The 13,698-nt window shown below is 61.2% G+C and carries 11 protein-coding genes and 2 pseudogenes; 9 read left to right on the top strand and 4 right to left on the bottom strand.

Going from position 1 to position 13,698, the window contains the following annotated elements; translation table 11 throughout:
- Window positions 1–54: 54 nt before the first annotated feature.
- The 4 genes from CAF87_RS23300 (at window position 55) to CAF87_RS23285 (ending at window position 6,824) form a co-directional block, all read left to right on the top strand.
- Complete coding sequence (locus tag CAF87_RS23300; RefSeq protein ID WP_085733270.1) at window positions 55–3,648, top strand: DUF2339 domain-containing protein; 3,594 nt, start codon at window positions 55–57, stop codon at window positions 3,646–3,648.
- A complete protein-coding gene (locus tag CAF87_RS23295) occupies window positions 3,645–5,009 on the top strand; it encodes a DUF3999 domain-containing protein (RefSeq protein ID WP_085733269.1) in 1,365 nt (454 codons plus the stop codon). The genes CAF87_RS23300 and CAF87_RS23295 overlap by 4 nt, the downstream gene beginning before the upstream one ends.
- Window positions 5,010–5,207: 198 nt before the next feature.
- Window positions 5,208–6,218 (top strand): class 1 fructose-bisphosphatase, encoded by a 1,011-nt coding sequence (locus CAF87_RS23290; protein WP_065261556.1) that lies wholly within the window; start codon window positions 5,208–5,210, stop codon window positions 6,216–6,218.
- Between the two features lie 3 nt (window positions 6,219–6,221).
- The gene (locus tag CAF87_RS23285) at window positions 6,222–6,824 is read left to right on the top strand and encodes a DUF924 family protein (RefSeq protein WP_085733268.1); all 603 of its coding nucleotides are present in this window, start codon (window positions 6,222–6,224) and stop codon (window positions 6,822–6,824) included.
- Here the strand turns inward: CAF87_RS23285 and CAF87_RS29345 are convergent.
- The 3 genes and pseudogenes from CAF87_RS29345 to CAF87_RS29760 all read right to left on the bottom strand — a co-directional run.
- Window positions 6,813–6,968, bottom strand: a complete 156-nt coding sequence (locus tag CAF87_RS29345) for a hypothetical protein (protein ID WP_170929592.1) — start codon at window positions 6,966–6,968, stop codon at window positions 6,813–6,815. The two genes, CAF87_RS23285 and CAF87_RS29345, sit on opposite strands and share 12 nt — an antisense overlap.
- A 184-nt stretch (window positions 6,969–7,152) precedes the next feature.
- A complete protein-coding gene (locus CAF87_RS29765) occupies window positions 7,153–7,917 on the bottom strand; it encodes a methyl-accepting chemotaxis protein (protein ID WP_371850991.1) in 765 nt (254 codons plus the stop codon).
- A gap of 93 nt (window positions 7,918–8,010) precedes the next feature.
- Window positions 8,011–9,033, bottom strand: a pseudogene (locus CAF87_RS29760) (cache domain-containing protein); the annotation flags it as partial.
- A gap of 294 nt (window positions 9,034–9,327) precedes the next feature.
- On the opposite strand from CAF87_RS29760, the gene CAF87_RS23275 reads away from it, so the two are divergent.
- Together CAF87_RS23275 and CAF87_RS23270 are read left to right on the top strand one after the other, a co-directional pair.
- A complete protein-coding gene (locus tag CAF87_RS23275; protein WP_007952486.1) occupies window positions 9,328–9,582 on the top strand; it encodes a hypothetical protein in 255 nt (84 codons plus the stop codon).
- 31 nt (window positions 9,583–9,613) lie between these two features.
- A complete protein-coding gene (locus CAF87_RS23270; protein WP_085733266.1) occupies window positions 9,614–10,183 on the top strand; it encodes a lipocalin family protein in 570 nt (189 codons plus the stop codon).
- 48 nt (window positions 10,184–10,231) lie between these two features.
- On the opposite strand, the gene CAF87_RS23265 is transcribed toward CAF87_RS23270, so the two are convergent.
- The gene (locus CAF87_RS23265) at window positions 10,232–11,596 is read right to left on the bottom strand and encodes a formimidoylglutamate deiminase (protein ID WP_085733265.1); all 1,365 of its coding nucleotides are present in this window, start codon (window positions 11,594–11,596) and stop codon (window positions 10,232–10,234) included.
- Window positions 11,597–11,741: 145 nt separating this feature from the next.
- Here CAF87_RS23265 and hutC point away from each other — a divergent pair, with 145 nt between their 5' ends.
- The 3 genes and pseudogenes from hutC to CAF87_RS23250 all read left to right on the top strand — a co-directional run.
- Window positions 11,742–12,452, top strand: coding sequence for a histidine utilization repressor (gene hutC / locus CAF87_RS23260; protein ID WP_162803449.1), 711 nt, complete (start codon window positions 11,742–11,744; stop codon window positions 12,450–12,452).
- Window positions 12,449–13,018 carry a HutD family protein gene (locus CAF87_RS23255; RefSeq protein ID WP_085733264.1) on the top strand — a complete coding sequence of 190 codons (570 nt, stop codon included), beginning with the start codon at window positions 12,449–12,451 and terminating at the stop codon, window positions 13,016–13,018. Before hutC ends, CAF87_RS23255 begins: the two co-directional genes overlap by 4 nt.
- A 422-nt stretch (window positions 13,019–13,440) precedes the next feature.
- Window positions 13,441–13,698: pseudogene (locus tag CAF87_RS23250) on the top strand (urocanate hydratase); the annotation flags it as partial.

Genomic DNA, 13,698 nt, shown 5'->3' with positions numbered 1-13,698 from the left:
GATATACTGAGCCCTGGTTTCGCCCCGTTCCGGGGCTGCTCAGGGATATCGACCATGCAATGGATGTTCATGTTGATCGGGCTGCTGCTCGGTTGGCTGCTCGACGAATCGTTCAGTTCTGCGCTATTGGGCGCGTTGCTGGGCCTGGCGATCGGGCAGACGATCCGCATCATGCGGCTCGGCTCGCAGGTGGCGGAGCAACAGCAGCAACTTGAACAGGCGAAGGTGGCGTTGCAAGGCGTCGCGCAGCGTCTGTATCTGCTGGAGGGATCGCCTTCTCACGCAGTGCCGGCACCAAGTGTAGAGCCGGTCCCCGAGCCGTTGGTCGAGCCCGCCGAGGTCGCCGAAGAAGCTGCGACCCCTGAACTGGTCTGGGAGTTGCCGCCCGAACTCGAACCTCTCTCCGCCGTCGCCAGTGAAGCCAGTCAGCCGCTACCGGCCGATGTCTGGCGTCTCGACGCCGTAACCCCGGACACTCCCGAACCGCAGCAACCTGCCGAACCCCGTGGCCCGAACCTCATCGAGCGCGGCATCAGTGCTGCGCGCAACTGGTTGTTCGGGGGCAACACCGTGCTGCGGGTGGGCGTGGTGCTGTTGTTCTTTGGTCTGGCCTTCCTGCTGCGTTACGCCACCGAAGGCATGGTGGTGCCGATCGAAATGCGTTATGCCGGAGTCGCGGCAGCAGCACTGGGGTTGCTGGCGCTGGGCTGGTGGTTGCGCCATCGCAACAGCAGTTACGCCTTGATGCTGCAAGGCACCGGGATCGCAGTGTTGTACCTGACGGTATTTGCGGCGATGCGTCTGCACCCGCTGCTCGATCCGTCCGCTGCGCTGGGATTGCTGGTGGCGGTGACGGTGTTCTCGGCCATTCTGGCTATTACTCAGGATTCTCTCGCTCTGGCTTGCGTTGCCGCGTTGGGCGGTTTCGCCGCGCCGATCCTGACCTCCACCGGCGCTGGCAACCATGTCACGCTGTTCAGTTATTTCGCGTTGCTTAACGCAGGCATCCTGGCCATTGCGTGGTTCAAGGCCTGGCGTCTGCTCAACCTGATCGGCTTCGCCGGCACCTTCGGCATCGGATTCGCCTGGGGTGTGCGTTCGTATACGCCGGAACTGCTGTGGAGTACCGAGCCGTTCCTGATTCTGTTCTTCCTGATGTACCTGGCCATCGGCCTGCTGTTCGCCCGACGCAAGTTGCTGGACATGCCGGACGCCCCGGCGGATGGCGATCGCGAGGCGCTGCTGAATTGGTCGGCGCGCAAGGGTGACTACGTCGACGGCACCATGTTGTTCGGTCCGCCGCTGGTGGGTTTCGGTCTGCAATTTGCGTTGGTGCAGCATCTGGAATTCGCCGCTGCGTTCAGCGCATTGGCGCTTGGCATGATTTACATGACGCTCGCTCGGGTGCTGATGGGCGGCCGCGCGTTGTTGCTGGGCGAAACCTGTCTGGCGCTCGGCGTGATTTTCGCCAGTCTGGCGATTCCATTGGGGCTGGATGCGCGCTGGACATCTGCTGCCTGGGCGGTGGAGGGCGCAGGGATTTTCTGGCTTGGCCTGCGTCAGCACCGGCCGTTCGCCCGGGCTTTTGCGTTGCTGCTGCAACTGGGCTCGGCGCTGGCGTTTCTCAGCCAGTTGCGTGTCGGCGAAAGCAGCCTGCTCGACGGTGCGCCGCTGGGCGCGTTGATGCTGGGCATTGCGTTGCTGTTCAGTTTCTATCAATTGCGCAAGGCGTTGCCGGAGCAGGTTTCACCGTGGGAGCGTCAGGGCTTGCCGGTATTGGCGAGTCTTGGTCTGACTTTTCTCTATCTGCTGGCACCGTTGTTTTTCTTCGTCCAGGCCACGGCCATCAGTTGGGCATTGGCGGGTCTGGTGACCTTGTTCGTTGGCTTGCGCCTGCAATCGCGCACGTTCCTGTTCTGCGCATTTGCCGTACAACTGCTGGGCGGGGCGTTGTTCCTGTTGCGCCTGCAAGGAGCAGGCGAGGATTCGGCGGCCGTGTTCAGCGCCGGTTGGAGCGGTTTGCTCAGCGCCTCGCTGATTGGTCTGGCGTTGATCGCCGGCATGCTGTTGGCGGCGCGCGACGAGATGGTGCGCAACGATGTGCGGCTGTTGCGCGGTTTGTCGGTAGTGCTGTTGGCGGGGTTGGTGTTGATCAACCTGGCGGTGTTGTTCGTCCTGCCGTGGCAAACCGCGAGCGCCGTGTGGGCGGCGAGTGGGTTGCTGATCATCTGGCTCAGTCTGTATCTCAAGCAGCGCGTGAGTTTTGTCTTCGGTCTGTTGTTGCAATTGATCGGCGGCGCGGCGTTTTTGCTGGCCGGTCCGGAGTTGCTCGGGCCGCTGTCCAGCGAAGGTCTGCGACCACTGGCCCATGGCGGATTCTGGACGCCGCTGGTGCTGGGGCTGGCGGCGATGATCGGGGCGTGGCGCCTGCAACTGGGCAATCACGCTTCGGCGTTCGATGTGCTGAGTTTGCAGCGGTTGTCCGAAGTGTTGCTGGTGTGGGGCGCCGGTTGGTGGGCGCTGGCGTGGGTCAGTGAAGTGCTGCGTTTTGCGCCACTGAATCTGCAGGCAACGCTGTTGCTGGTGGTTGCCGCGCTGAGCGTCGCGTTGTGGACGGTGTTGGCATTGCGCCTGAAATGGCCGTCGCTCGGTCTACTCTGCACCTTGCTGATTCCGGCGGCCGGGCTGGTGTTGCTCGCCGCGTGGCACTCGCGTTATCACCCGGCGGCCAATTTCGGCTGGCTGGCGTGGGCGGCAGTGTTCGCGGTGCATTTCTTCAGCCTGCGGCGTCTGGCGCCGATGTTGCCGGCGCGAGCCTTGAACACGGCCCATGTGCTCGGCTGCTGGCTGCTGATCGGCGTGCTGGCGCTGGAGCTGCGCTACGGCCTGCTGCTGTTGTCCGAGCAGTACAACGCCTGGCGCTGGCTGGGCTGGGCGATTCTGCCGAGTGTGTATCTGTTGCTGATGGCCGCACCGCGTCAATGGCCGTGGCCGGTGGCGGCGTTCCCTCGCGAGTACCGCTTGTTCGCGGCAGCGCCGCTGGCGGTGCTGATGCTCGTCTGGTTCTGGCTGGCGAACGGGGTGAGCGACGGCAACGCCGAACCGCTGCCTTACGTTCCGCTGATCAACCCGTTGGAGCTGGGTCTGTTGATCGCGTTGTTCAGTGTCTATGTCTGGTCGCGCAGTGCGGTAGCCGAGCTGTCGATCCGCAAGGATTACGCCGCTCACGCTTCGCAACTGATCGCCGGTGTTTCTCTGTTCGCCTTCTGCACTGCGTTGGTGACCCGCGCCGCACACCATTGGGCGGGGATCCCGTTCGAGCTCGACCTGTTGCTCGAATCAATGCTGGTGCAGGCCGGGCTGTCCATCGTCTGGACGCTGATGGCGCTCGGATTGATGATCGGCGGGCACCTGCGCCATCGCCGCGAAGTGTGGCTGATCGGTGCGGCGCTGATTGCGCTGGTGGTGGCGAAACTGATTTTTGTCGAACTGAGCAACCGTGGCGGGCTGGCGCGGATCGTCTCGTTTATCGGCGTCGGTGTGTTGCTGCTGGTGGTGGGTTACTTCGCGCCGCTGCCGCCCAAACGCGTCGAAGCTGCACCGGAGGCGGACAAACCGGCCCCGGAAACCGAAGGAGTGTCGTCTTGAGTCGCATGCTTAATCTCGGGTGGCTGTTGCTGGGCGTGGCCATGACGGCCGGCGCTCAGGAAAAACCGGCGGACTTCGCCGCACTGGTGCCGTTGTCGGTCGGTGGCGCAGGCCCGTGGTATCGCCTCGAACTGCCGCTGAGCGTGCAGTTGCAGGCGCGCCAGACCGACCTCAGTGACCTGCGGGTGTTCAACGCCGCCGGTGAACCGCAGGCCTATGCGCTGGCCCGGGAATCGGCGCAGACCCGCGATGACGGCCACATGAACACGGTGAAGTGGTTTCCGCTGTATAACTCGGCGGATGCCACCGAACGCGCGCCGGGCGTGCGGGTGCAGTCCACGACCACCGGCACGCTGGTGGAAGTGCAGCCCTCCAGCCAGCTGGAAGCGGGCGAGGAAGTGCTGCGCGGCTGGCTGCTGGATGCCAGTGCAATCAAGGCACCGTTGCAGCAACTGATCCTCGACTGGACCAGCGAGCGCGACGGCTTCCAGCGTTTCAGCATCGAGGCCAGCGACGACCTGCAGCACTGGCAACCATGGGGTGAAGGCCAGGTCGCGCGCCTGACTTTTTCCGATGAGCGCATCGAACAGCATGAAGTCGCGCTGCCGGGGCAATCGGCGCGCTATCTGCGGCTGTTGTGGGATTCGCCCAATGCAGCACCAACGCTGACCTCGGCGCAATTGAAAAGCAGCGACCCGCAAAACCTGCCGTTGCCGCTGGTCTGGTCGCCAGCGCTGGCCGGCAGCAGCACCAAGGCCGGGGAATACACCTGGCAGTTGCCGATGGGGCTGAATGTCGAACGGGTCCAGGTTGAGTTGAAACAACCCAATAGCCTGGCGCCGGTGACGCTCTCGGGGCGCCGCGAAACCAGTCTGCCGTGGCAACCGTTGAGCAGCGGCTTGCTCTATCGCCTGACCCAGAATGGCCAGGACGTGGTGCAGAACGAATTGCAGCTTTACGGCCAGGCCGTCCAGCAGTTGAAGCTGACGGTCGACGAACGCGGCGGCGGCCTCGGCGAGCAGGCGCCGAGCATCAAGTACGCGGTGCGCGCCACACAGGTGATCTTCCTTGCTCGCGGTGACGGGCCTTACAGCCTGGCGCTGGGCAATCCGACGGTGAGAACGGCGAACCTGCCGCTGAGCACGCTGATCCCCGACTTCAAACCGGAGAAGCTGGCCACGCTGGGCAAGGCCACGGTGCAGGGCGATGCAGTCGCGACGCAGACAACGACGGCGACGACAGCAGCTGTCGCCGAGACCAACTGGAAGAAAATCGGATTGTGGGCGGTATTACTGTTGAGTGTGCTGTTTCTGGCCGCGATGGCCTTCAGTCTGCTGCGCAAGCCGCCGGCCAAGTCCTGAGTTATGACGGGTGTGGCCTCCACACCCGTCGGGTTTCCAACTACGCTGAATCCCGTGTCTGAACTCTCCCGGTTCGATCACGTCTGATAGCAGGAATTGCACCCGACGCACGTTAGCGGGCGTCATTGCTCGCTACGGTTTAAGACTCCCTGTAAACTGCGCGGGTTTTCAGCCCCCCCCATTCCACCGGAGCCGTCCATGTCCCGCGTTACCCTGAGTCGCTATTTGATTGAGCAGACCCGCAGCAACAACACTCCTGCCGATCTGCGCTTCCTGATCGAAGTGGTGGCGCGTGCCTGCAAAGAGATCAGCCACGCCGTGTCCAAAGGCGCCCTGGGCGGTGTTCTGGGCAGCATGGGCACTGAGAACGTGCAAGGCGAAGTGCAGAAGAAGCTCGACGTGCTGTCGAACGAAATCCTGCTCGAAGCCAACGAGTGGGGCGGTCACCTGGCCGGCATGGCGTCCGAAGAAATGGACAACGCCTACCAGATCCCGGGCAAATACCCGAAAGGCGCCTACCTGCTGGTATTCGACCCGCTGGACGGTTCGTCGAACATCGACATCAACGCGCCGGTCGGCACCATCTTCTCGGTACTGCGTTGCCCGAACGAATACCTGAGCCAGAACGAAGCCCTGAACGAAAAGGCCTTCCTGCAGCCAGGCACCCAGCAGGTTGCGGCCGGTTACGCGATCTACGGTCCGCAGACCATGCTGATCCTGACCCTGGGCAACGGCGTGAAGGGTTTCACCCTGGACCGCGAAATGGGCAGCTTCGTCCTGACTCACGAAGACATCACCATTCCTGAAAGTACCCAGGAATTCGCCATCAACATGTCCAACCAGCGTCACTGGGAAGCTCCGGTACAGCGCTACGTTTCGGAACTGCTGGCCGGTGAAGAAGGCCCGCTGAAAAAGAACTACAACATGCGTTGGGTCGCGGCGATGGTTGCCGACGTGCACCGCATCCTGACCCGTGGCGGTCTGTTCATGTACCCGCGCGACAGCCGCGAGCCGTCCAAGCCAGGCAAACTGCGCCTGATGTACGAAGCCAACCCGATGTCGTTCCTGGTGGAACAGGCGGGCGGCGCTTCCACCGACGGTCACCAGCGCATCCTCGACATCCAGCCTGAAGGCCTGCACCAGCGCGTAGCGGTGTTCCTCGGCTCGAAAGAAGAAGTCGCCCGCGCCACGGCTTACCACAAGGAATAAACCATGACCGTGCCTTGGCAGCCGTTGCTCGATTGGTGGTTCGGTCATGCCGAGTCAGCGACTGAAGTGACGGCGCAACAGGGCAAGTTGTGGTTCGGCAAGAAAGACAGTCAGGACCTCGAAGCGCGTGAGCGTTTCGGGGTCTTTGTCGATCAGGCCCTCGCCGGCGGATTGACCGAGTGGACGCAACGTCCCGAAGGTTGGCTGGCGCTGGTGCTGCTGCTCGACCAACTCCCGCGAATGATCTTTCGCGATACACCCAAGGCTTTTTCCGGCGATCTGCGGGCGCAGAAACTGGTCGCCGAAGGCATTGCGGCGGATTTCGACCGGCAGTTGAAACCGATTCAGCGACTCTTCATCTACCTCGTCTTCGAACACTGCGAAAACCTCGCGGTGCAGAACGAAGCGGTCTCGCGATTCATCGAACTGGTGACCGAACAGCCGGAGGCGGAGCGCGGGGTGTTTGCCGACAACCTGGATTATGCCGAGCGGCACCAGCGGGTGATTGCGCGGTTTGGGCGGTTTCCGCATCGCAATGCGGTGTTGGGGCGGGAGTCTACGGCGCAGGAATTGGAGTTTCTCAAACAGCCTGGGTCAAGTTTCTAGCTTGTCCGCGTCCACTTTATCCAATTCAAGAAACAAGTCTTCAACGTCTCTGTACTTTTCTTGATCAATTTCGTCGGCACCCAATGCAAGGATTGCCAATAAAGTAGTTTGATCTGAATCCGTGCAATTGTGATTTTTGTTCATTGGCCAAATCTCCTTGCGAATCGCGGATTACATTTCCGGCCTTCTGCGTCATGTATACCGCTATCGCGGGCAAGCCCGCTCCCACAGTGTTTGATGTGAGACACAAATTGTGTGAACACACATTACCTGTGGGAGCTACGGTGCGACGACTCGACTTGCCAGCGATGAGGTCAGTAACCGCGCCTCAGATCCGGAAGCTACCCACCAACTGCTTCAACCGCGCCGCCTGCTGCTCAAGATCCGCACAAGCGCGCAACGTCGCCTGCAGGTTCTCCACACCTTCCTGGTTCAGCGTGTTGATCTCGTTGATATCCACGTTGATCGACTCGACCACCGCTGTCTGCTCTTCGGTCGCGGTCGCCACCGACTGGTTCATGCCGTCGATCTCGCCGATGCGTTGGGTCACGCTTTCCAGACGCTCGCCGGCCTGATTGGCAATGCCGACGCTGCTTTCGCTCTCGCGTTGGCTCTCGGTCATGATGCCGACGGCCTGACGCGCGCCGACTTGCAGCTCTTCAATCATTATCTGCACTTGCTGCGCCGAATCCTGGGTGCGGTGTGCCAGGTTGCGCACTTCGTCGGCCACCACGGCGAAACCACGACCAGCCTCACCGGCACGGGCCGCTTCGATGGCGGCGTTGAGCGCCAGCAGGTTGGTCTGCTGGGAGATGCTGGTGATCACTTCCAGAATCTGCCCGATGTTCACGGTGTTGCTGTTCAAGGTTTCGATGTTGCCGCAGGAGTCGCTGATCTTCGCCGACAGTTGCTGCATCGCGTGGATGGTTTTATCCACAACCTGCTGGCCGTCTTCGGCCAGGCTGCGTGCGTCGCTGGAGTGTTGCGAGGCGAGGGCGGCGTTCTGGGCGATTTCCTGGGCGGCGGCGCCGAGCTGATTGATTGCAGCGGCCACGCTGTTGGTGCGCGAGGCCTGTTGGTCGGAATTGAACATCGACGAGTTGGACGCCGCGACCACGCGCAGGGCGACTTCGTTGACCTGCCCGGTGGCCGAGGACACTTCGCGGATCGAGGTGTGGATACGCTCGACGAAACGGTTGAACGACAACCCCAGCGCACCGAACTCGTCGTGGCCGTGGATGGTCAGGCGTTTGGTCAGGTCGCCTTCGCCTTCGGCGATGTCATGCATGGCGCGGCCCATGGTCAGCAGCGGTTGCATCAGCACGCGGATCAGCATGCCGAGCAGGGCGATGATGATCACCACGGCGATGACCATGGCGATCAGCGCCGATGTGCGGAACTCGCTGAGCATCGAGAACGCGGTGTCCTTGTCCAGCACCAGACCCACGTACCAGTCGGCCGATGGCACGCCGTTGACGCGGGTGAAGGAGATCAGTTGGGTCTTGCCGTCGAACTCGACTTCCTTCAGGCCCGGGCTGACTTTTGGTGCACCGTTGGGATAGGCCTCGGCCAGGGTCTTGAGCACCAGTTTGCTGTCCGGGTGGATCAGGATCTTGCCGTCTGCACTGACGATGAACGCGTGGCCGTGGCCACCGAAGTTCAGCGAGTTGATGATCGCGCTGACACTCGACAGATCAATGTCGGCACCGGCCACACCAATCATCTGGCCCTGGCGCTGTACCGGAGTGGCAACGGTAATCACCAGTTTGCCTGACGAGGCGGCGATGTACGGTTCGGTGACGATGGTCTGCTGGGCGCTGTTCGCGGCTTTGTACCAGCCACGGGCGCGCGGGTCGTAGTCCGGTGCGCGGTTGCCGGCCGGGATCGAGAACATCACACCGTCGGCGCCGCCGAAGTAGCTGAGCTGGAAATTGCCGGTGTAGGCGGGCAGGTCGATGATGCGCTTAAGACTGGCCGGGGCGTTGCCGTCGGCGACAACCTGCTGCGACATCGATTGCAGCAACTGGATGCGGCTTTCCAGCCAGGTCTGGATGTTGCTGGTGGTCAGGCTGCCCAGTTCCTGCATGGACGCTTCGGTACTGGTTTGCAGGGCTTCGCGTTGTCGATAGTCGTTGAACAAAATGAAACAGGCGAACGCTACGGCCACCACGAGGGCAGCAGCCAACAAGATCTTGTGGCTGAATTTCATGTTTCTGGTCATTAAGTGAGCTACCGCGAAGGGGCTGGTCAAGAAAGGGCGGCAATTTGCCACACTCTCGGGCTTTGCGCTGCTCTTATTTCGACCGCCGCGTGACAAAGATGAGGACGCTTTTTTTAAAGGCGACGAAATGCTCAATAGCCTTACAAAGTGTCTGATTTACCGATGAATGCCGGACGAGCGGGCGAACAAATAGCCAGTCCCCCAGGGAACCAGACAGGGGTTTTCTCTTCTAAGCTTCTGGTTGGCGCCAGGCCATCCCCCTTCCGTTCCAGGAGTTACACCATGTCGCTGCGATCTATCGCCCTTCTGTCGTTTTGCGTGCTGTTGGCCGCATGCAGCAAGGTCAATCAGGAAAACTACTCCAAGCTCTCGGCCGGCATGGCCAAGGCCGAAGTGGAGACGCTGCTCGGCAAGCCTACCGATTGCTCGGGCGCGCTCGGCATGTCCAGTTGCACCTGGGGCGACAAGAACAGCTTTATCAGCGTGCAGTACGCCGGTGACAAAGTGTTGATGTTTTCCGGCCAAGGCCTGAAGTAAACCGGGGCTACGCGCCCACGGGAGAAAAACAATGAAGCGGTTATTGCTTGTCCTTTTTGCCGGCCTGGTATTGGCCGGCTGCGCCACGACCGGTGAAGATCCGCTGGCGCCCAAGACAGTCCACAGCGTCAACCTCAAGCGTTACCAGGGCACCTGGTACGAACTGGCACGACTGCCGATGTATTTCCAGCGCAACTGCGCACAATCCGAAGCTCGTTACACGCTCGAATCGGACGGCAACCTGGGCGTGTTCAACCGTTGCCTGACCAAGGACTGGCAATGGGAAGAGGTCAAGGGCACGGCTTATCCACAGGTGCCGGGTAAAACCGACAAATTGTGGGTCGAGTTCGACACCTGGTTCTCGCGGCTGATTCCGGGTTCGGCCAAGGGCCAATACTGGGTGCTGTACGTCAGTGACGACTACAAGACCGCCATTGTTGGTGACCCGAGCCGACGTTACCTGTGGTTGCTGTCCCGCACCCCGACTGTCAACGGTGTGGTGCGCGAGGAGCTGTTGAGCAAGGCGCGTCAGCAGGGTTACGACACCACGCGGTTGATCTGGCGGTCGTCGGATCAGCAGATGGCCAAGACGTCCAACTGACGCGCAACAAAAAACCTGTGGAGGTAGCCCTCCACAGGTTTTTTTGTGTCAACCCAAAAGCTCTCGCAGGACTTGGGTGAAGGCGCGATTGCTGTCCTCTTCCCCGGCATGGTGCCCGTCACGTACGACCCACTGACCGTTGACCAGCACGTCACGCACCTGACGGTCGCCACCGGCAAACAGCCAGCGGTTGAGGATCCCGTCACCGCTGGCCGTGGCCAGGTACGGATCGCTGCCATCGAGCACAATCCAGTCGGCGCGTTTGCCGACTTCCAGCGCGCCGATCGGCTGGCCCAGCGCCTGAGCGCCACCGTCCAGTGCGGCGTCATACAACGTGCGACCAACCATCGGTTGATCCGCGCCATACAAGCGATTGCGTCGCTGATCGCGCAGACGCTGGCCGTATTCCAGCCAACGCAGTTCTTCCACCACACTCAACGACACATGGCTGTCGGAACCGATGCCCATGCGTCCGCCCTGAGCGAGGAAATCCACCGCCGGGAAAATCCCGTCGCCGAGGTTGGCCTCGGTGGTCAGGCACAGGCCGGCAATGGCGCGACTCTTGGCCATCAGCGTGACTTCTTCCGGATTGACGTGGGTCGCGTGCACCAGACACCAGCGCTGATCGACTTCGGTGTTTTCATACAGCCACTGCAGCGGACGGCGACCGCTCCAGCTCAGACAGTCGTCGACTTCCTTCTGCTGTTCGGCGATGTGGATATGCACCGGGCATTGCTTGTCGCTGGCCGCCAGCACTTCGCTGATCTGCTGCGGGGTAACCGCGCGCAACGAGTGGAAACACAATCCCAGCGACTGAGCCTTCTGCTGCGCCAGCAACGGTTGCAGGCGTGATTGCAGTTTCAGGTAGTTTTCGGTGCTGTTGATGAAGCGGCGCTGGCCCTCGTTCGGCGTCTGGCCACCGAAACCGCTGTGGCTGTAGAGCACCGGCAACAGCGTCAAACCGATGCCGGCGGAGCTGGCGGCCTGGCTGATGCGCAACGCCAGCTCGGCCGGATCGGCGTACGGCTGCCCGTTGTGATCGTGATGGACGTAATGGAATTCGGCGACCGAGGTGTAACCGACCTTGAGCATTTCGATGTACAGCTGACGGGCGATCACGCCGAGCTGGTCCGGGCTGATTTTTCCGACGAGCCGGTACATCAGATCGCGCCAGGTCCAGAAACTGTCATTGGGATTGCCGGCCACTTCTGCCAACCCGGCCATCGCTCGCTGGAACGCGTGGGAGTGCAGATTCGGCATGCCCGGCAGCAGCGGACCGCTCAGCCGTTCGGCGCCATCTGCAGTGGAATCGGCCTGGATTCGGGTCAACACGCCATCGGCGCTGACCTCGAGACGTACATTGTTGGCCCATCCGTTAGGCAGCAGCGCGCGTTCGGCAAAGAAGGCGGACATGGTTCAGCACCCCATCGTGTGTTATTTGTATATACATATACAGACGTTTGCCTGCCCGGTAAACTCCGGCAAGCTAGCAACCTTATCCAATGAACAGGGATCCATCGTGCCGACTCCGCCTCCAGTTTCTCCGTTGGCCGCGAACATGGGCGACAGTCCGGCGCCCTTGTACGCCCGCGTCAAACAGATGATCACCCAGCAGATAGACAGTGGTAACTGGCCGCCGCATTACCGCGTGCCGTCGGAAAGCGAGCTGGTCAGCCAATTGGGCTTCAGCCGCATGACCATCAACCGCGCGCTGCGCGAGATGACCGCCGACGGTTTGCTGGTGCGCATGCAAGGTGTCGGCACGTTCGTCGCCGAACCGAAGAGCCAGTCCGCGCTGTTCGAGGTGCACAACATCGCCGATGAAATCGCCTCCCGTGGCCATCGCCACACCTGCCAGGTGATTACCCTGGAAGAAGAGGCCGCCGGTTCCGAGCGCGCCCTGGCCCTGGACATGCGCGAAGGGCAGAAGGTATTCCATTCGCTGATCGTGCATTACGAAAACGATATTCCGGTGCAAATTGAAGACCGCTTCGTCAACGCGCTGGTCGCTCCGGAATACCTCAAGCAGGACTTCACCCTGCAGACGCCTTACGCCTATCTCAACCAGGTCGCGCCGCTGACCGAAGGCGAACATGTGGTCGAAGCGATCCTCGCCGAGCCGTCCGAATGCAAATTGCTGCAGATCGAAAAAGGCGAGCCGTGCCTGCTGATCCGTCGCCGCACCTGGTCGGGCCGTCAGCCGGTGACGGCGGCGCGCCTGATCCACCCCGGTTCCCGTCATCGTCTGGAAGGTCGGTTCCATAAATGAAAGAGTTGAAGGTTTTACGCGCCGAAGGCTACCCGCGCATGCCGTGGAAAAACGGCGGCGGCAGCACCGAGGAAATCACCCGTGACGCCGGTGCCGGCCTCGACGGTTTCGGCTGGCGCCTGTCGATTGCCGATATCGCCGAATCCGGTGGCTTCTCGACGTTCTCCGGTTATCAACGGGTGATCACGGTGTTGCAGGGCGACGGCATGACCTTGTGTGTCGACGGTGACGACACTCGGCCGCTGTTACCCCTCGACCCGTTTGCCTTCAGCGGCGAAAGCCAGGTCTCCTGCACCTTGCTCGGCGGGGCGATCCGCGATTTCAACCTGATCTACGCGCCGCAGCGATACAGCGCGCGTTTGCAATGGCTGGATGGCGAGCAGCGGTTTTTCAGCTCCGCCGGCACCGTTCTCGTCTTCAGTGTCAGCGAGTTGCTGCAAGTGCAGGTCGATGACAGTGCTACGCAACTTGGCCGACATGACTGCCTGCAACTGGACGGTAACACCGGTCTGGTGGAAATCACCGTCAACGCGGGCTGCTGTGTGATCGAACTGACTGCACGCTGATCCGAACCTTGAAAAGCCGCCGCTTTGGACAGCGCCTGTAAGGGCTGTTAAAAGCGGCGGCTTTTTTCATCCCGACGTTCCCGAATGCGCACCAACTTGTTACCGAACGCCCCAGCGTGGCGCAAAACCACGTTACTGAAACAGCCTTCCGCGTCTTCTAACCAACCCCGCGAAAAAAATCATACACGCCACAACCCTTGATTCAGGCGTCCTCCAGCTATGCCCTGCATTTTTGTTGAACAGCCCTCCAACAAGTTGGCCGCCCGATTGCATATGCTTGTATGTACAAGTAAAGACGTATGCGTATGAGTCGTTAGAGATTCTCCGCAGCGTCCCTGATTCGCTTGTCGCGCATTGAAGCGCACAAGCCGCTTGCCCATCGCCAGGGTTGGTTTGAATTGATCGCTGAGGAGTCTTTTTTCGTGACTGACGCAAAAACTACTAAATTCCGTGACGTCGAAATCCGCGCTGCCCGCGGCAACAAGCTGACCGCCAAGAGCTGGCTGACCGAAGCGCCGCTGCGCATGTTGATGAACAACCTCGACCCGGAAGTGGCCGAGAACCCGAAAGAACTGGTGGTCTACGGTGGCATCGGTCGCGCCGCGCGTAACTGGGAGTGCTACGACAAGATCGTCGAAAGCCTGACCAATCTGAATGATGACGAGACCCTGCTGGTGCAA

Origin of the sequence: Pseudomonas sp. R38(2017) (genome assembly GCF_002112395.1) — a bacterium.
Lineage (GTDB): Bacteria > Pseudomonadota > Gammaproteobacteria > Pseudomonadales > Pseudomonadaceae > Aquipseudomonas.
Note: the sequence above shows the minus strand (reverse complement) of the source record. Positions and strands in the feature narration are given on the sequence as shown.